The 17,955-nt window shown below is 61.4% G+C and carries 15 protein-coding genes and 2 tRNA genes; 1 reads left to right on the plus strand and 16 read right to left on the minus strand.

Annotated features, from left to right (window positions below; translation table 11 throughout):
• Positions 1-30 precede the first annotated feature (30 nt).
• The 14 genes from rpsO to rlmE form a co-directional block, all read right to left on the minus strand.
• Positions 31-300, minus strand: a complete 270-nt coding sequence (gene rpsO, locus R5R73_RS17440; RefSeq protein ID WP_071230933.1) for a 30S ribosomal protein S15 — start codon at positions 298-300, stop codon at positions 31-33.
• A gap of 150 nt (positions 301-450) precedes the next feature.
• Entirely contained in the window at positions 451-1,383 is a 933-nt protein-coding gene (gene truB, locus R5R73_RS17445; RefSeq protein ID WP_322528181.1) for a tRNA pseudouridine(55) synthase TruB, read from the minus strand.
• Positions 1,383-1,820 (minus strand): 30S ribosome-binding factor RbfA, encoded by a 438-nt coding sequence (gene rbfA, locus R5R73_RS17450; RefSeq protein WP_071230935.1) that lies wholly within the window; start codon positions 1,818-1,820, stop codon positions 1,383-1,385. Before rbfA ends, truB begins: the two co-directional genes overlap by 1 nt.
• A gap of 67 nt (positions 1,821-1,887) precedes the next feature.
• Positions 1,888-4,419 (minus strand): translation initiation factor IF-2, encoded by a 2,532-nt coding sequence (gene infB / locus R5R73_RS17455; RefSeq protein ID WP_071230936.1) that lies wholly within the window; start codon positions 4,417-4,419, stop codon positions 1,888-1,890.
• Between the two features lie 27 nt (positions 4,420-4,446).
• On the minus strand, positions 4,447-5,940 hold the full coding sequence (gene nusA / locus R5R73_RS17460) for a transcription termination factor NusA (RefSeq protein WP_322528182.1): 1,494 nt from the start codon (positions 5,938-5,940) through the stop codon (positions 4,447-4,449).
• Between the two features lie 106 nt (positions 5,941-6,046).
• The gene (rimP, locus tag R5R73_RS17465; RefSeq protein WP_322528183.1) at positions 6,047-6,508 is read right to left on the minus strand and encodes a ribosome maturation factor RimP; all 462 of its coding nucleotides are present in this window, start codon (positions 6,506-6,508) and stop codon (positions 6,047-6,049) included.
• 176 nt (positions 6,509-6,684) lie between these two features.
• Positions 6,685-6,761 (minus strand) — tRNA-Met (locus tag R5R73_RS17470).
• A gap of 134 nt (positions 6,762-6,895) precedes the next feature.
• Positions 6,896-6,982: transfer RNA gene (locus R5R73_RS17475), tRNA-Leu, on the minus strand.
• 82 nt (positions 6,983-7,064) lie between these two features.
• Positions 7,065-7,445 carry a preprotein translocase subunit SecG gene (gene secG / locus R5R73_RS17480; RefSeq protein ID WP_071230939.1) on the minus strand — a complete coding sequence of 127 codons (381 nt, stop codon included), beginning with the start codon at positions 7,443-7,445 and terminating at the stop codon, positions 7,065-7,067.
• A gap of 4 nt (positions 7,446-7,449) precedes the next feature.
• On the minus strand, positions 7,450-8,199 hold the full coding sequence (tpiA, locus tag R5R73_RS17485) for a triose-phosphate isomerase (protein ID WP_071230940.1): 750 nt from the start codon (positions 8,197-8,199) through the stop codon (positions 7,450-7,452).
• A gap of 79 nt (positions 8,200-8,278) precedes the next feature.
• On the minus strand, positions 8,279-9,664 hold the full coding sequence (gene glmM, locus R5R73_RS17490; protein WP_322528184.1) for a phosphoglucosamine mutase: 1,386 nt from the start codon (positions 9,662-9,664) through the stop codon (positions 8,279-8,281).
• Positions 9,661-10,542: a dihydropteroate synthase gene (gene folP / locus R5R73_RS17495; RefSeq protein WP_322528185.1), complete on the minus strand. Its 882-nt coding sequence runs from the start codon at positions 10,540-10,542 to the stop codon at positions 9,661-9,663. The genes glmM and folP overlap by 4 nt, the downstream gene beginning before the upstream one ends.
• 130 nt (positions 10,543-10,672) lie before the next feature.
• The gene (gene ftsH, locus R5R73_RS17500) at positions 10,673-12,640 is read right to left on the minus strand and encodes an ATP-dependent zinc metalloprotease FtsH (protein ID WP_071230943.1); all 1,968 of its coding nucleotides are present in this window, start codon (positions 12,638-12,640) and stop codon (positions 10,673-10,675) included.
• Positions 12,641-12,730: 90 nt separating this feature from the next.
• A complete protein-coding gene (gene rlmE / locus R5R73_RS17505; protein WP_322528186.1) occupies positions 12,731-13,408 on the minus strand; it encodes a 23S rRNA (uridine(2552)-2'-O)-methyltransferase RlmE in 678 nt (225 codons plus the stop codon).
• 253 nt (positions 13,409-13,661) lie between these two features.
• On the opposite strand from rlmE, the gene yhbY reads away from it, so the two are divergent.
• The gene (gene yhbY / locus R5R73_RS17510) at positions 13,662-13,988 is read left to right on the plus strand and encodes a ribosome assembly RNA-binding protein YhbY (RefSeq protein WP_071231165.1); all 327 of its coding nucleotides are present in this window, start codon (positions 13,662-13,664) and stop codon (positions 13,986-13,988) included.
• 189 nt (positions 13,989-14,177) lie between these two features.
• Here the strand turns inward: yhbY and greA are convergent, their stop codons facing one another.
• Together greA and carB are read right to left on the minus strand one after the other, a co-directional pair.
• Positions 14,178-14,654: a transcription elongation factor GreA gene (greA, locus tag R5R73_RS17515; RefSeq protein WP_322528187.1), complete on the minus strand. Its 477-nt coding sequence runs from the start codon at positions 14,652-14,654 to the stop codon at positions 14,178-14,180.
• Positions 14,647-17,880, minus strand: coding sequence for a carbamoyl-phosphate synthase large subunit (gene carB, locus R5R73_RS17520; protein ID WP_071230946.1), 3,234 nt, complete (start codon positions 17,878-17,880; stop codon positions 14,647-14,649). The genes greA and carB overlap by 8 nt, the downstream gene beginning before the upstream one ends.
• Positions 17,881-17,955 lie beyond the last annotated feature (75 nt).

A 17,955-nucleotide genomic window follows, 5' to 3' on the forward strand; every position in this document is an offset into this window, starting at 1 on the left:
ATGAGCCGCCGGATTCGACGGCCGAGCGATTTAGCGACGCAGGCCGAGCTTCTTGATCAGCGACTGATAGCGATCGAAGTCCTTGCCCTTGAGGTAGTCCAGCAGCTTACGGCGCTGGTTGACCATGCGGATCAGGCCACGACGAGAGTGGTGATCCTGCTTGTGATCCTTGAAGTGGCTCTGCAGACCGTCGATGTTGGCGCTCAGCAGTGCAACCTGGACTTCCGGGGAACCGGTGTCGCTTTCGCCCTGACCAAACTCTTTGACGATCTCGGCTTTCTTTTCAGCAGTCAATGCCATGAAAAACTCTCCAGCAAGCAATATGCCTGAATGATGAATGTCGGAGACCACGCATATTTGCAGCCTCCCGGTTGACCGTCACGGGGACGGGGTGCATCGAATCGATGCTGACAGATCGATCGGCTTCACCTGTCGGGTTTCGATCCCGGCTCAGGTTTGGACCGCATTCAATGCTGTCGTGTCGACCAGACGCCGGGGCGTGACTTCCCCCGGCGCGGTCAGTTCGACCAATCCCAGAAAGGATTCGTCGCGATACAATCTTGCCGTCGTGCCCGGCGCCAGCTCGGTATCCGCTACCGACGCCCGCTGCCCCAGCAGCAAGCGCTGGGCCACCGTCTCCGCCACGCTGAGCGTCGGCAGATGATCGAGCATGACATCGACCGGCAACAGCTGTGCCAGCCGTTCTTCGTCGCTCATCGCCTCGAGCGTCTCGAAAGAGAGCCGCGTTGCACTGTCGAAGGGACCCGTTTCCAGGCGCTCCAATGCCGTGATATGCGCGCCGAAGCCGAGTGCTGCGCCGATATCTTCGGCCAGCGTCCGTATATAGGTGCCCTTGCTGCAGCGAACCTGCAACCAGACACCATCGGACTCCCACTGGAGCGGGCGCATATCATATATCGTCACGCGCCTAGGCGCACGCGTTACCGTTTCACCCTGGCGCGCGAGCTCGTAGAGCTTGCGGCCCTGATGCTTGAGCGCCGAGTACATCGGCGGCACCTGCTCGATCTCGCCGCGAAAGCGTTCGAGCACGGCTTCGACGGCGTCACGATCCAGCGTCTCGGGCAACGGACGACGCTCCACCACTTCGCCTTCGGCGTCTCCGGTATCGGTCACTGCACCAAACTGGATCCGGGTGCGGTAGACCTTGTCGGCTTCGAGCAGATGGGCGGAGAACTTGGTCGCCTCGCCCAGGCAGACCGGCAACAGCCCGGTCGCCATCGGGTCCAGCGTCCCGGTATGGCCCGCCTTGCGCGCCTGAAACAGCCGCCGGGCACGCTGGAGTGCATGATTGCTCGATACGCCCTTGGGCTTGTCGAGCAGCAGCACGCCGTTGATGGGCAACCCCTTGCGACGGCGTGCCATCAGCGTGGCTCTCCATCCTCTTTTCGAGGATCGCTTTCCCGCGCTTCATCCTGCGGCGCCGCTTCGTCACTCTCCTGCGGGCGGTTGCTGGCGACGGCCTCGTCGATCAGTGCCGACAGCTTGTGCCCGCGTACCACGCTTTCATCGTAGTGAAAACGCAGCTCGGGTACGTGACGAAGCTTGATGCGGCGCGCGATCTGCGAACGCAGAAAGCCGGCAGCCCGCTTGAGCACGGCCAGGTTTTCCTTGACCCGAGCCGGATCGTTCTCGCCCAGCAGCGTCACGTAGATATCGGCGTAGCCGAGATCCCGACTGACCGTGACCGAGCTGACCGTGACCATCCCCAGACGCGGATCCTTGATCTCGCGCTGGATCAGCACGGCCAGTTCCTGCTGCAGCTGGTCGGCGACCCGATCGGTTCGTTTGAATTCGCGCATCGTTGCCTCTCGAGATCCCGCAGGCGCCTATTTCGTGAAAACCTAGACGCCGGCGGGATCCTGTCGCTTACAGGGTACGCTCGACCTTGACCTGGTCGAAGACCTCGATCTTGTCGCCGACCTGAACGTCGTTGTAGTTCTTGACGCCGATACCGCACTCCATGCCGTTGCGGACTTCGTTGACGTCATCCTTGAAGCGGCGCAGGGATTCCAGCTCGCCTTCGTAGATGACCACGTTGTCGCGCAGGACGCGGATCTTCTTGTTGCGGTGGACGGAGCCCTCGATGACCATACAGCCAGCGATGGCACCGATCTTCGGCGCCTTGAACACGTCGCGCACTTCGGCGACACCGACGATCTCTTCCTTCCACTCCGGCGCCAGCATGCCGCTCATGGCCTGCTTGACCTCGTCGATCAGCTGGTAGATGACGCTGTAGTAGCGCAGATCCAGCCCTTCACGCTCGACGATCTCACGGGCGGAAGCATCGGCACGGACGTTGAAGCCGACCAGAATCGCTTCACTGGCCAGCGCCAGGTTGGCGTCGGTACCGGTGATACCGCCGACCCCGGAAGAGACGACCGCCACCTGCACTTCATCGGTGGAAAGTTCTTCCAGCGCACCGCGAATCGCCTCGAGCGAGCCCTGGACGTCGGCCTTGAGGACGACATTGACCTTGGCCACTTCGTCCTGGCCCATCTGGCTGAACATGTTCTCCAGCTTGGCCTTCTGCTGACGCGCCAGGCGAACTTCACGGTATTTGCCCTGACGGAAGTTGGCGATTTCACGCGCCTTCTTCTCGTCGGCCAGGACCATGAAGTCTTCACCGGCTTCCGGCGTGCCGTCGAGACCCTGGATCTCGACCGGCATGGACGGGCCGACCGACTCGACCTGCTTGCCGAGTTCGTTGGTCAGCGCCCGCACACGGCCGTAGTGCAGGCCGGCAAGGACGATGTCGCCACGCTTGAGCGTACCGTTCTGGACCAGCACGGTAGCAACCGGACCGCGCCCCTTGTCGAGGCGAGACTCGACCACCACGCCTTTACCCGGCGCTTCCGGAACGGCCTTGAGCTCAAGCACTTCGGAGACCAGCAGCACCGACTCCAGCAGTTGATCGATGCCTTCGCCGGTCTTCGCCGAGACCGGAACGAACTGGGTGTCGCCGCCCCACTCTTCGGAGATCACGCCGTGCTGTGACAGCTCGTTGCGAATCCGGTCGAGGTCGGCACCTTCCTTGTCGATCTTGTTGATCGCGACGACCAGCTGTACGCCGGCAGCCTTGGCATGCTCGATCGCCTCGATCGTCTGCGGCATGACACCGTCGTCGGCGGCCACCACCAGGATGACGACATCGGTCGCCTGGGCACCACGAGCACGCATGGCGGTAAACGCTGCGTGACCCGGCGTATCCAGGAAGGTGACGCCACCATGTTCGCCTTCGACGTGGTAGGCACCGATATGCTGGGTGATGCCACCGGCTTCGCCAGTCGCGACCTTGGTGCGACGGATGAAGTCGAGCAGCGAGGTCTTGCCGTGGTCGACGTGACCCATGACGGTGACGACCGGCGAGCGGGTGATTTCGTCACCTTCGTAGGAGATGCCTTCGAGCACTTCGGTCTCGAGCGCATCTTCCTTGACCAGCTTCGGCTTGTGACCCATCTCCTCGACCACGATCGCGGCAGTATCCTGATCGATGGTCTGGTTGATGGTCACCGCCGCACCCATGCTGAACATGGCCTTGATCACTTCGTTGGCCTTGATCGACATCTTGTCGGCCAGTTCGGCAACGCTGATCGATTCCGGCAGCGCGACTTCGCGTACGATCGGCTGGGTCGGCTTCTGGAAGCCGTGCTGGTTGTCGCCACGACCACGACGGCTACCGCGACGCTCGGCACGCTTGACCTTCTTGGCCCCGCCGCCACGGCGACGCTCGGAACGGTCGTCGTCGTCATCACGGCGCCCACGGCGACCCTGATCACGCTCCTTGTCCTTCTTCGGATGGGCGCGACGATTTTCGGTGCGCGGCTCCTTGGGCGGCGGCTCGACGAACGGCTGACTGTTGGAAGTCGGCTCGTCGTCCTCGACCTGCGGCTCATCGGGAATGTCATCCCCGGGTGCCTGGGGCTGAGGCGCCGGCGCGGCAGCCTTGTTGGAGCTTTCCTGACCTGCGGTCTGATTCTGAGCCGCTTCGCTCGCCGCCGCAGCCTGGGCACTGGCCTGCTCGGCGGCCTGCTGTTGCGCCTGATCGGCCATGTCGCCAACCAACTGACGCGGACCAGTCTCTTCGACCGGCGCTTCTTCGGCCGGTTCTTCCCGCTTGACATAGGTACGCTTCTTGCGCACCTGCACTTCAATGGTCTTACCGCGATCGCCCGAGCGGATCTTGCTGCGGGTGTTGCGCGTCAATGTGATGCGGTTACGCGGACCGCGTCCCCCACCGTGACTCTTGGTCAGGTGATCGAGCAGACGCTGCTTGTCCTCTTCGGAGACGGCGTCGCTTTCCTTCTGATGCGGCAGACCCGCATCCTTCATCTGTTCAAGCAGGCGGGACACATCGCGTCCCACCTTGCCGGCAAACTCTTTTACGGTCATGTCTGACATTACGACCCTCCTGAACCCGTGACCACGTTACTCTTCGCTCTGAAACCAAGGCGCACGGGCAGTCATGATCAGTGCCGCTGCGCGCTCCTCGTCCACGTCGTCGATATCCTTCAGATCCTCGATGGACTGTTCTGCGAGGTCCTCCATGGTGACGATGCCACGGCTGGCAAGAATGAAAGCCAGGTGGCGGTCCATGCCGTCCATCGTGAGAAGGTCTTCGGCGGGCTGAGCGCCATCCAATTGCTCTTCCGTCGCGATGGCCAAGTTGAGAAGCTCATCCTTGGCTCTTGCACGAAGTTCCTCGACCAGATCCTCATCGAACTCTTCGATCTCCAGCATCTCTTCGAGCGGCACGTAGGCCAGCTCTTCGATCGTCGTGAACCCTTCCTCGACCAGGATACGGGCGACGTCTTCGTCGATCTCGAGATGGTTGATGAAATATTCGACCAGGCTGTCGACTTCCTGCTCGCGTTTGCCCTCGGCTTCGTCAACGGTCATCACGTTGAGCGTCCACCCCGTCAACTCGCTGGCGAGTCTGACGTTCTGGCCGCTACGACCGATGGCCTGAGCGAGGTTGTCTTCGCCGACGGCGACGTCCATCGAATGGGCATCTTCATCGACGAGAATAGAAGCGACTTCCGCCGGCGCCATGGCGTTGATCACCAACTGCGCAGGGTTGTCGTCCCATAAAATGATATCCACGCGCTCGTTACGCAGCTCGTTGGATACCGCCTGCACGCGTGAACCACGCATGCCGACACAGGCACCGACCGGGTCGATGCGCCTGTCATTGGTCTTGACCGCGATCTTGGCGCGCGCCCCCGGATCGCGGGCGGCCCCCTTGATCTCGATCAGCTGTTCGGCAATTTCCGGCACTTCGATCTTGAAAAGCTCGACCAGCATGCCCGGTTTGGTCCGGGACAGGATGAGCTGGGAACCGCGCGCTTCCGCATCGACTTTCCACAACAGGGCCCGTACCCGCTCGTTCATGCGGTAGCGCTCGCCGGGGATCATCTCGCCCCGCGGCAAGAAGCCCTCTGCGTTCTCGCCGAGGTCGATGATCAGGCCGTCACGTGTCGTTTTCTTGACGATACCCGCGACCAGTTCGCCTTCTCGCTCGGCGTAATGCCTGACGATCTGGGCACGCTCGGCTTCGCGCACCTTCTGCACGATGACCTGCTTGGCTGTCTGCGCCGCGATACGCCCGAAAGCCACCGATTCGATCTGTTCTTCGACGACATCGCCCACCACCAGCGGCGGCTCGCGCTTTTCTGCCTCGGAGAGCGGAATTTCACGATCTTCGCTGAGGTACTCTTCGTCCTCGACCACGACCCAGCGACGGAAAGTATCGTACTCGCCGGTGCGGCGATCAATCTGGACGCGAATACTGACGTCCTGACCTTCGAAACGCTTGCGCGACGCGCTGGCCAACGCCGCTTCGACAGCCTCGAAAATGACGTCTCGGGGCACGCTCTTCTCGTTGGAGATGGCGTCAACGACCAGCAGTATCTCTTTGCTCATGCCTATGCCTCGCCGAAAAACCGGTTCTTGATCTCGAATAACTGAATCGGTGTCGAATCCTGAGTCAGCCACGAATAACTGGGTCACCAAATGATAGGTGGTCGAATCAATCGTCGAACTGCGGGACGACACGAGCCTGATCGATGCTTTCTATCGGAAAGCAGTACTCTTCCGAGTCGATATGCAGCAGCACTTCGTCGCCGTCGATGCCGGCCAGGCGCCCCTGGAACTTGCGTCGACCGTCAAACGCCGTGCGCAACTTGAGCTGCACCACGTGACCGCTGAAGCGCGAAAAATGATCGAGCGTATAGAGTGGGCGATCGAGTCCCGGAGAAGACACCTCCAGGTTGTAGTTGCCCGAGATCGGATCTTCGACATCCATGACACCACTGACCTGGCGGCTGACGTCGGCGCAATCGTCAACCGAGATCCCGTTGGGGCTGTCGATATAGATCATCAGCTTGGAATGCTTGCCCTGAGCCAGATAGTCGAGGCCCCACAACTCAAAGCCCATGGCAGTTACCACCGGCTCGATGATCGCATACAGTGCTGCGTCCTTGGTGACCACAAACGACTCCTACAGCAGTTGCATCAGGCACCTGACCGGGAGTTGAGAGAAATGCAAGGTGCTAGGTGGCTGACTGGCAATGACGTCAGCAGCGCCGTTAACAACGACAATGCGCTGACAATGACAAAGCTGCTAACAAAAAGCCCCTTCTCAGGAAGGGGCCTTTCATAAAAACTTGGTAGCGGGGGCCGGATTTGAACCGACGACCTTCGGGTTATGAGCCCGACGAGCTACCAGACTGCTCCACCCCGCAACATCAGGTTGGCGATTATAGGAACGACCTTGGGATGGGTCAAGGAAGGCCGCGATATCGCCTGATTCTTTTCACAAGAATCGTCTTGCGTATCGTTAAGAGGTCCGAATCAGCTCGACCGGAAGACTTGACGATGGTGCCGAAGGCGGGACTTGAACCCGCACGACCGTAAGGTCACTACCCCCTCAAGATAGCGTGTCTACCAATTCCACCACTTCGGCATCAGGGGCGTGCAGCGCCTAGGCGCCACACCAATTCACTGCTTTCAACCGTTTCATCGAAGGCTGTGAATTTCCTTTCCACTCAAGGATTTGACGATTTCTGACCGCCATCTTCCTCGAGTGCTGGCGCAGCATTATTCCCGCTTTGGTCGCCGTCGTCAAGGGTCGGCGCACCATTATGTTGCTGTTCGATCACTTGCGCATCGGGAATACCGCTCTGCGGCGCGCTGCTGGCGCTGGTCGCGAAATAGGCCAACCCCAGAGAGGTGACGAAAAAGAGCGCCGCTAGGCCGCCGGTCAGCTTGGACAGGAACCCGCCACTGCCGCGTGAGCCGAAGACGGTCTGCGAGGATCCGCCACCAAAAGCTGCACCGGCCTCGGCACCCTTGCCCTGCTGCAACAGGACCAGCACCACCAGTGCAATGGCGGCCAGAACGTGAACCAACAAAATCGCTATCTGCATGAAATCAACCTGCTGACTGACAAATCGCTATGAAATCGTCGACCTTGAGCGACGCACCGCCGATCAGGCCGCCGTCGATATCCTGCTGCGCGAGCAACTCCTGGGCGTTACCCGCGTTCATGCTGCCGCCATAGAGCAGACGCAATGCATCGGCCAGTTCACGATCGAAACCGGCCTGATAGCCGCGAATCGCAGCCATCATCTGCTGAGCCTGCTCTGGCGTCGCCGTACGCCCGGTGCCGATGGCCCAGACGGGCTCGTAGGCGATCGTCATCTGCTGGCGCTGCCCCGGCTCGAGCCGGGCCATGACGTACCCCACCTGGCGCAGCACGACATCCTCGGATCGGCCGGCATCACGCTCTTCAAGGGTTTCACCCACGCAGAGAATCGGCTTGAGCCCTGCGCCGAGCGCCGCTATCACGCGCTCGTAAACCTGTTCATCACTCTCATGATAGAGCTGGCGACGCTCGGAATGGCCGACCAATACGTACTCGACCCCGAACTCGCTGAGCATCTGCCCGCTGACTTCCCCGGTCCGGGCACCGGAATGCAACGGATTGAGCGTCTGCGCTCCCAGGCCGACGAACGTATCCGCAAAGGCGCGGCGTGCAGCATCGAGATAGGGAAACGGAGGATGGATCACGACATCGACCGACGACGCCAGATCCGTCTCGGCGAATGCTCGGCCAAACGTCTCGATCAATTCCGCCGAGCCATTCATCTTCCAGTTACCCGCGATCAGCGGCTTGCGCATGCAACCTCCTGTCGGTGGTGCGACATGGTATAAGAGCCTTGACAGCAAGACAACAAGTGCTCTTGGCTATCTGGTCGGCTCAGGCAATCAGAGTTTCGACACTATCAGCAATTCGCTGCGCCATGGCCTGGACGTCGAAGCGCGGCCGCCCCTCTACCATGACTCGGATCAGCGGCTCGGTGCCCGAAGGACGCAACAGCACTCGACCACTGCCGCCAAGCTCATCCTCGACCGAGCTCACCGTCTGGCGCAGCGCCTCGCTGTCCAGCAAGGTTCTGGCATCATAGTTGCTCGGCAGGCGCACGTTGACCAGCGACTGCGGTGCCTTTTCGAAGCCTTCCAGCAACTGCTCCAGCGGCACCTCTTCCCGCACCATCACTGCCAGCACCTGTAGCGCGGAAACGATGCCGTCGCCAGTGGTCTGCACGTTGCGGCAGACGATATGACCGGAGGCCTCGCCTCCCAGCAGCCAGTCGTTGGCGAGCAGACGTTCGACGACATAACGATCCCCCACCTTGGCCCGCTCGAAGGGAATCCCCTGCTTCTCGAAGGCTGCCGCCAGGCCGAAATTGGTCATGAGCGTGCCCACGACGCCGCCATTCAATTTACCGCGAGCGTGCAGGTCACGAGCGATGATATAGAGGATCTCGTCGCCGTCTACCAGCTTTCCGTGCCGATCAATCATCAGGACGCGATCGCCATCGCCGTCGAACGCGATACCCAGGTCGGCCTGGCGCGCCAGAACCGCCTCGCTCAAGCGTTCGGTATGCGTCGAGCCCACGTTCTGATTGATGTTGAGACCGTCGGGCTCGCCGCCGATCACGCTGACATCGGCACCGAGCTCGCGAAAGACGTTGGGTGCGATGTGATAGGTCGCGCCATGGGCGCAGTCCAGCACGATTCGCAAACCGTGCAGCTCGAGGCGATTGTGAACCGTGGACTTGCAGAACTCGATGTAGCGTCCGGCGGCGTCATTGATACGGACCGCCTTGCCGAGCTGGTTCGGCGCCATGGTCTCCAGCGGCTTGTCGAGCTCGTTCTCGATCTCGGTCTCGACCTCGTCGGCGAGCTTCAGCCCTTCCGCCGAGAAAAACTTGATGCCGTTATCCTGATAGGGATTATGCGATGCCGAAATCACGATCCCGGCATCGGCTCGGAACGTGCGTGTCAGATAGGCAATGCCCGGTGTCGGCATCGGCCCCAGCAACGAGACATCGGCCCCGGCAGCCGAAAGCCCCGCTTCCAGCGCCGATTCGAACATGTACCCGGAAATGCGCGTGTCCTTACCGATGATCACCTTGGGCCGCGTCGACTGGGCGGACTTCTGCCGAACCTGATGGCTGCTCAGTTTGCGCGCCAGCACTCGGCCCATGGCCCAGCCCAGCTTCAGCATGAAGTCGGCGGTGATAGGATACTCTCCAACGGTGCCGCGAATCCCGTCGGTACCGAAATAACGTCTACTCATGATCGCCTCGCTCCTGAAGCTGGTCGTTCCTGAAGTACTGCCCAAGCCATATTGATGGCATCGACCGTGGGCGCAACATCATGCACTCTGATGATTCTAGCGCCCCGCTCGACCGCCATCACGCTCAACGCCAGCCCGCCAGGCAAGCGCTGATCGACGGGGCGCTCCAGTACCTGTCCGATCATGCTCTTGCGCGACATTCCCACGAGCAACGGCAGTCCCAGCGCTTCCAGCGTATCCATGCGATTGAGCAACCGCAGGTTGTGCTCCAGAGTCTTGGCAAAGCCGAAACCCGGGTCCAGCAGCAGCCGCTCCCGCGCAATGCCCGCCGCCTCGCAAACCGCGACACGCTCGCGCAGGAAATCGGCGACGGCCGCTTCGACGGGGCGATCGTAGTGCGGCGCCTGCTGCATCGTCTGCGGCTCTCCCAGCATGTGCATCAGACACACGGGCAGACCAGTGTCCGCCGCCGCCTCGAGCGCGCCTGGGCGCATCAGCGAGCGCACGTCATTGATCATGCCGGCACCGGCTTCGGCGACTTCCCGCATCAGTTCGGGCGCACTGGTGTCGACCGAAACCAGCGCATCGAACTCCGACACCAGCATCTCGACCACGGGCAACACGCGCTCCCGTTCGGTTTCCAGCGTCACCGGCTCGGCCCCCGGCCGTGTCGACTCGCCGCCCACGTCGATGATGGTCGCACCTTCCTGCAGCAGACGCTCGGCATGACGGCGAGCAGCATCCAGCCGGTCGTGTCGACCGCCATCCGAAAAAGAATCCGGCGTCACATTGAGAATGCCCATGACGCGGGGGCGTGAAAGGTCGAGATGATGATGACCACAGCGTAATTGGACGCCAGTGGATACCGAATCTGTCATGGGAGTCGTCGCTCAAAAAGCGTTCACTCTAGGCAGGCCGAGAGTGTTGTGCAACCGTCCGAAATACAGCGGGGCGCCATCTCTGACGCCCCGCTGCAAGTCTGTCATTTCATTTCGTCAATGGGCCACATCAGAGCCCCGATGACCCGCCCAGCGGATCCGAAGGCCGTCGATTTCCCGACTCGTCATCCGGCGAACCTTCACCGCTCGGCTGCGGCTCCGGGTCATCGACAGGACGACCGGAACCCGAAGTCGGCCCGTCGTCGCCCCAATCCTTCGGCGGACGCGGCTTGCGGCCTTCCATGATGTCCTTGAGCTGCGCGGCATCGATGGTCTCGTACTGCATCAGCGCCTCGGCCATCAGATCGAGCTTGTCGCGGTTGTCCTCGAGGATCTTGCGCGCCATCGCGTAGCACTCGTCGATGATGCGACGCACTTCCTTATCGAGACGGGTCGATGTCTCGCCGGAGGTCAGCTTGCCGCCGCCCTGGCCCGGCCCGCCGAGGAACTGATGGGACTCGTCCTCGTCGTACATCAACGGCCCCATCTCTTCGGACAGCCCCCACTTGGCGACCATGCTGTGCGCCAGCTCGGTAGCACGCTTGATGTCGTTGGAAGCACCGGTGGTCACTCCATTCGGCCCCAGCGTCATCTCTTCCGCGATACGACCGCCGAACAGGGAGCAGAGCTGGCTGATGATCTGCTGGCGCGAGTAGCTGTAACGATCCTCCTCGGGAAGGAACATGGTCACGCCCAGCGCTCGGCCACGGGGAATGATGGTGACCTTATAGACCGGATCATGCTCCGGCATGATCAGGCCAATGATGGCATGCCCTGACTCGTGATAAGCGGTATTCAGCTTATCCTTCTCCGACATGACCATGGAGCGACGTTCGGCGCCCATCATGATCTTGTCCTTGGCCAGCTCCAGCTCCTCCATGCCGACGGTGCGGCGATTGCGGCGAGCCGCGAACAGCGCTGCCTCGTTGACCAGATTGGCCAGGTCGGCGCCGGAGAAGCCCGGCGTACCGCGGGCGATGATGCTCGCCTGCACGCCATCGGCCATCGGCACCTTGCGCAGATGAACGTTGAGAATATGCTCACGCCCCCGAATGTCGGGAAGCGGCACGGTGACCTGACGGTCGAAACGACCGGGACGCAGCAGCGCCGGATCCAGAACGTCCGGACGGTTGGTGGCGGCAATGACGATGATGCCGTCGTTGGCCTCGAAGCCGTCCATTTCGACCAGCAACTGGTTCAGCGTCTGCTCGCGCTCGTCGTGACCGCCGCCCATGCCGGAACCACGATGGCGACCGACGGCATCGATCTCGTCGATGAAGATGATGCACGGCGCCTGCTTCTTGGCCTGTTCGAACATGTCACGAACGCGGGAAGCGCCCACGCCAACGAACATTTCGACGAAATCGGAGCCGGAGATGCTGAAGAACGGCACCTTGGCCTCGCCAGCGATCGCCTTGGCCAGCAACGTCTTGCCCGTACCCGGCGGCCCCACCATCAGCACGCCGCGCGGAATCTGACCGCCCAGACGCTGGAATTTCGACGGATCCTTGAGGAAGTCGACCAGCTCGACGACCTCTTCCTTGGCTTCGTCACAGCCCGCGACGTCGGCGAAGGTAGACTTGATCTGATCCTGGCTCAGCAGCTTGGCTTTCGACTTGCCGAAGCTCATCGGGCCGCCTCGGCCACTGCCGCCACCCTGCATCTGGCGCATGAAGAAGATAAAGATGCCCAGAATCAGCAGGATCGGGAAGCTGGCGATCAGCAAGCGCGTCCACAGGCTCTGCTCTTCGGGCTTCTGGCCGACCACGGTGACGTCATGCGCCAGCAGATCGTCCATCAGCTTGGGATCCTGCGCCGCCGGTCTGATCGTCTGGAACTGCGTGCCGTCCTTGCGCTCGCCATTGATGGTGTAGCCATCGATGGTCACGCTGCGCACCTGGTCGTTCTGGACCTGCTGCACGAACTGTGAATAGCTCGTCGTCTGCGGCGAGCTATCGACGCTAAAGTTGTTGAACACCGTCAGCAGCACAGCCGCGATGACCAACCAGAGAATTAAATTCTTCGCCATGTCGTTCAAGACACCACCCTCGTAGTACGAATCTTGCTGCCTGCGCTTGCCGTGATCTGACACTACACCAGATGGGGGCGTTCAACCACGCTTGCAAGCCTAGCCCTGAAATCCTTGCGCCAGCAGATAGACTTCGCGAGAACGGGCCCGTGATGCCTCCGGCTTGCGCGTTACCACCTTGCGGAAGCTGCCTCGCAGATCACGCAGGTAGTCATCGAATCCTTCGCCCTGAAATACCTTGGCCAGAAAATAGCCACCGGGCGACAATGTCTGTTTCGCGAGATCGAGCGCCAGCTCGACCAGATACATCGCCTGTGGCTGGTCGATCGCCGCCATGCCGCTCATGTTCGGCGCCATGTCGGAAAGCACCAGATCGACGGGGCGTCCGCCAAGCTCTGCCAGAATCGATTCCAGTACGCTTTCTTCGGTGAAATCGCCGTGGATGAAGCTGACGCCCGCCAGCGCATCCATTTCCAGGATATCGGAGGCGATCACCAGACCTTCGCTGCCGACCTTTTCCGCGGCAATCTGGCTCCAGCCGCCAGGAGCAGCACCTAGATCGATCACCGTCATGCCTGTGCGTAATAACTTGTCACGCTCGTCCAGTTCCAGCAACTTATAGCTTGCACGCGAACGATAACCGTCTTTCCATGACTGCTGCACGTAGCGATCGTCGAAATGCTCCTTCAACCAGCCAGCGCTGCTTTTGCTCTGCCGGGTAGAAGAACCGGTCTTTTCGGGACTGGATTTGGGGCCTGAGCTGGAAGAGCGCGCCACTGATGATCACCTGAAAGAATAGCCAAAGAACGTATAGCGGAGATGCGAGGCTCGAAGCCCGAAGCGAAAGAACCAGAGGCGCTGCCTTCATAAGTCCCGGACATTCCTGCCGGTTTCGGGACACGCCTTCTGAACCGACGACATCTTTCCTGTTGCGGTCGAAACCCGTACCATGAGGCGTTTCGACAGTGCGGTGGTGAGACCGATGGCAGCACCGCTGACAATTATCGCGAAGTTCAACGGTCAGACTATCATGAGCCTATCATCCGCACAAAAGAAAGCCTTCCGCAGCATCGGCCACCACCTGCAGCCGATCGTCACCGTCAGTGAAAACGGTTTGAGCGAAGGTGCCCAGCAGGAACTCGAGCGCGCGCTACGCGATCATGAACTGATCAAGGTCAAGCTGGCGATCCCCGAGCGCGAGGAGCGCCAGGCCATGGTCGAGGAACTGGTCGAGCTTTCCGGCGCGGAACTGGTCCAGACACTGGGCAAAGTGGCACTGCTCTATCGTCACAACCCCAACGTCAATCCCAAGCTTTCCAACATTCAGCGCGCCGAAGAACATCACGGGCGGCACTGAAGCCGAGCCGCGAGCCGCGAGCCGCGAGCCGCGAGCCGCGAGCCGCGAGCCGCGAGCCGCGAGCCGCGAGCCGCGAAATGAGCATTGACCGTTCCATACGAAAAAACCGCGACATCGTCGCGGTTTTTTTGGCTCGTAGCTCGTAGCTCGTAGCTCGTAGCTCGTAGCTCGTAGCTCGTAGCTCGTAGCTCAAAGATGCTCGACGTTGGAAATTTCATACTCCACGTCGCCACCCGGCGTGCGGACGTTGACCACATCGCCTTCCTGCTTGCCGATCAGCGCGCGGGCGATCGGTGACGTCACCGAGATCTTGCCGGCCTTGATGTCGGCCTCGTCCTCGCCGACGATCCGGTAGCGCACCTCGTCGTCGGTCTCGAGATTGAGCAGCTCGACGGTCACGCCGAAGATCACCTTGCCGGTCTTCGGCATCTTGGTCACGTCGATGACCTGTGCCGACGACAGCTTGCCTTCGATCTCCTGAATGCGCCCTTCGATGAACCCCTGCTGCTCACGGGCAGCGTGATACTCGGCGTTCTCCTTGAGATCGCCGTGTTCCCGGGCTTCCGCGATGTCACTGATCACCCGCGGGCGTTCGACGCCTTTCAGCTGTTCCAATTCCTGGCGCAAGGCCTGCTCGCCATGGACGGTCATCGGGACCTTATTCATGAACTACTCCTGCGTGCTGTTCCTGCAGCCGCCGCACCGTGATCTCGTTACCGTATTCCAGCGCCATGCACACGGCCCGCGCCCCCGCCAGCGTCGTGGCATAGGGCACCTTGCGGGCCAGCGCAGTGCGCCGGATGACCGAGGAATCGTTGATCGCCTGGCGGCCTTCCGTGGTATTCACGATATAGGCGATTTCGTCGTTCTTGAGCAGATCGACGATATGCGGACGGCCTTCAAAAACCTTGTTGACGACAGCAACGGACAGACCAGCCTCTTCCAGAGCCCTGGCCGTGCCACGCGTTGCAACCAAACTGAAGCCCAAGGCTAGCAGAGATTGCGCCACCTCGATAACACCTTGCTTGTCCGGCTCGCGTACGGAGAGGAACGCCTGACGCTCGCCGGTCAGCTTCGGAATCGCTTCGCCTGCGCCCAACTGGGCCTTGTAGAAGGCTTCGGCGAAGGTCGTGCCGCTGCCCATCACCTCGCCAGTCGACTTCATCTCCGGCGACAGGATCGGATCGACACCCGGGAACTTGTTGAACGGAAACACCGCTTCCTTGACGCTGAAATAACCCGGAATGATCTCGCGGGTGAATTGCTGCTCGGCCAGCGTCTTGCCAGCCATGCAGCGCGCCGCGACCTGGGCCAGCGAGGTACCGATGCACTTGGAGACAAACGGTACGGTACGCGAGGCGCGCGGATTGACCTCGATGATGTAGATCTCGCCATCCTGCCAGGCCAGCTGCACGTTCATCAGCCCGACCACGCCCAGCTCGACCGCCATGCGCTTGACCTGCTCACGCATCTCGTCCTGCACCTCGGCAGGCAGCGAATATGGCGGCAGCGAACAGGCGGAGTCACCGGAGTGGACGCCGGCCTGCTCGATATGCTGCATGATGCCGCCGATCACCACCTGCTCACCGTCGCTGACCGCATCGATGTCGATTTCGATCGCCGCATTGAGGAAGTGATCCAGCAGCACCGGCGAATCGTTGGAGACCTTGACCGCGTGAGTCATGTAGCGCTCGAGCTCTTCGGCGGTGTAGACGATCTCCATGGCGCGGCCGCCAAGCACGTAGCTCGGGCGCACGACCAGCGGATAGCCGATCTTCTCGGCCTTGGCGAAGGCATCCTCGAAGCTGCGCGCAGTGGCGTTGGGCGGCTGCTTGAGACCCAGCTTGTCGATCATCTTCTGGAAACGCTCACGGTCTTCGGCGCGGTCGATGGCGTCCGGCGTGGTGCCGATGATCGGCACGCCGGCCGCCTCCAGCGCTCGTGCCAGCTTCAGCGGGGTCTGGCCGCCGAACTGCACGATCACCCCGACCGGCTTCTCCTTGTCGGCGATTTCCAGCACGTCTTCCAGCGTGACCGGCTCGAAGTAGAGGCGATCCGAGGTGTCGTAGTCGGTGGAGACGGTCTCCGGGTTGCAGTTGACCATGATGGTCTCGTAGCCGTCTTCGCGCATGGCCAGCGCCGCATGCACGCAGCAGTAGTCGAACTCGATTCCCTGGCCGATACGGTTGGGACCGCCGCCGAGCACCATGATCTTCTGACGATCGCTGACTTCCGCCTCGCACTCCTCCTCGTAGGTGGAGTACATGTAGGCGGTATCGGAGGCGAACTCCGCCGCGCAGGTGTCGACCCGCTTGTAGACCGGGCGAATGTCGAGCTGCTGACGCCGCTGGCGGAACTCGCTCTCGGAGACGCCCAGCAGCGATGCCAAGCGCGCGTCGGAAAAGCCCTTGCGCTTGAGACGGTAGAGATCGTCGGCGCTCAAGTCGTGCAGCGAGCGCTTGGCGACGGCCGCCTCGGCCAGCACCAGATCCTCGAGCTGGACCAGGAACCAGCGATCGATATTGGTGAGCGCGAAGACCTCGTCGACGCTCATGCCGCTGCGCATGGCGTCGGCGATATAGAAGATCCGGTCGGCACCGGCAGCCTGCAGCTCGCCCTTGATCAGCGCCATGTTCTCGGCGTTGAAGTCGGTAACCTTCGGATCGAGCCCGTCGACACCGATTTCCAGGCCACGCAGCGCCTTGTGCATCGACTCCTGGAAGGTCCGCCCGATCGCCATCACCTCGCCGACCGACTTCATCTGCGTGGTCAGGCGGTCGTTGGCCTGAGGGAACTTCTCGAAGGTGAAGCGCGGGATCTTGGTGACGACGTAGTCGATCGACGGCTCGAAGGAGGCCGGCGTGGCGCCGCCGGTGATGTCGTTCTGAAGTTCGTCCAGGGTATAGCCCACCGCCAGCTTGGCGGCGATCTTGGCGATCGGGAAGCCGGTCGCCTTGGAAGCCAGCGCCGAGGAGCGCGACACGCGCGGGTTCATCTCGATCACGACCATGCGCCCGGTGTCCGGATCGACGCCAAACTGGACATTGGAGCCACCGGTCTCGACGCCGATCTCGCGCAGCACCGCAAGGGATGCGTTGCGCATGATCTGGTACTCCTTGTCGGTCAGCGTCTGCGCTGGCGCGACAGTGATGGAGTCGCCGGTATGCACGCCCATCGGGTCGAAGTTCTCGATCGCACAGACGATGATGCAGTTGTCGTTCCTGTCGCGAACGACCTCCATCTCGTACTCTTTCCAACCCAGCAGCGACTCGTCGATCAGCAGCTCATGGTTGTTGGAAAGCTCGAAGCCGCGACCGCAGATTTCCTCGAACTCTTCCTTGTTGTAGGCCACGCCACCACCGGAACCGCCCATGGTATACGAGGGGCGAATGATCACCGGGAAGCCGAGCGAAGCCTGGATTTCCCACGCCTCGTCCATGGTATGGGCGACCTTGGCCTTGGGACACTCGAGGCCAATGTTCTTCATCGCCTTGTCGAACAGATCGCGATCTTCGGCCTTGTTGATGGCATCGGCATTGGCGCCGATCATCTCCACGCCGTACTTCTCGAGCACGCCATGCTTGTCGAGCTCCAGCGCACAGTTGAGCGCGGTCTGCCCGCCCATGGTCGGCAGAATCGCCGACGGGCGTTCCTTCTCAATGATCTGCTCCACCGCCTGCCAGGTGATCGGCTCGATGTAGGTGGCATCGGCCATCACCGGATCGGTCATGATGGTCGCCGGATTGGAGTTGACCAGGATGACGCGGTAGCCCTCTTCACGCAGTGCCTTGCAGGCCTGGGCCCCGGAGTAGTCGAATTCGCACGCCTGCCCGATAACGATGGGGCCGGCGCCGATGATCAGAATGCTGTCGAGATCCGTACGTTTTGGCATGCGCTAACACTCGTCGAAAATGAGGGTGTCGGCGACTGGCGCCGACCCGATAGACTGAATTCCAAACCGCCGCTG

The sequence above is a fragment of the Salinicola sp. LHM genome (assembly GCF_034479735.1).
Classification (GTDB): Bacteria; Pseudomonadota; Gammaproteobacteria; order Pseudomonadales; family Halomonadaceae; genus Salinicola; species Salinicola salarius.

What these genes read in the sequence shown, in the direction of transcription:
- rpsO (WP_071230933.1), bottom strand. Translation starts at nt 300, where the DNA reads ATGGCATTGACTGCTGAAAAGAAAGCCGAGATCGTCAAAGAGTTTGGT.
- truB (WP_322528181.1), bottom strand. Translation starts at nt 1,383, where the DNA reads ATGGCACGCCGTCGCAAGGGGTTGCCCATCAACGGCGTGCTGCTGCTC.
- rbfA (WP_071230935.1), bottom strand. Translation starts at nt 1,820, where the DNA reads ATGCGCGAATTCAAACGAACCGATCGGGTCGCCGACCAGCTGCAGCAG.
- infB (WP_071230936.1), bottom strand. Translation starts at nt 4,419, where the DNA reads ATGTCAGACATGACCGTAAAAGAGTTTGCCGGCAAGGTGGGACGCGAT.
- nusA (WP_322528182.1), bottom strand. Translation starts at nt 5,940, where the DNA reads ATGAGCAAAGAGATACTGCTGGTCGTTGACGCCATCTCCAACGAGAAG.
- secG (WP_071230939.1), bottom strand. Translation starts at nt 7,445, where the DNA reads ATGCAGATAGCGATTTTGTTGGTTCACGTTCTGGCCGCCATTGCACTG.
- tpiA (WP_071230940.1), bottom strand. Translation starts at nt 8,199, where the DNA reads ATGCGCAAGCCGCTGATCGCGGGTAACTGGAAGATGAATGGCTCGGCG.
- glmM (WP_322528184.1), bottom strand. Translation starts at nt 9,664, where the DNA reads ATGAGTAGACGTTATTTCGGTACCGACGGGATTCGCGGCACCGTTGGA.
- folP (WP_322528185.1), bottom strand. Translation starts at nt 10,542, where the DNA reads ATGACAGATTCGGTATCCACTGGCGTCCAATTACGCTGTGGTCATCAT.
- yhbY (WP_071231165.1), top strand. Translation starts at nt 13,662, where the DNA reads ATGAGCCTATCATCCGCACAAAAGAAAGCCTTCCGCAGCATCGGCCAC.
- greA (WP_322528187.1), bottom strand. Translation starts at nt 14,654, where the DNA reads ATGAATAAGGTCCCGATGACCGTCCATGGCGAGCAGGCCTTGCGCCAG.
- carB (WP_071230946.1), bottom strand. Translation starts at nt 17,880, where the DNA reads ATGCCAAAACGTACGGATCTCGACAGCATTCTGATCATCGGCGCCGGC.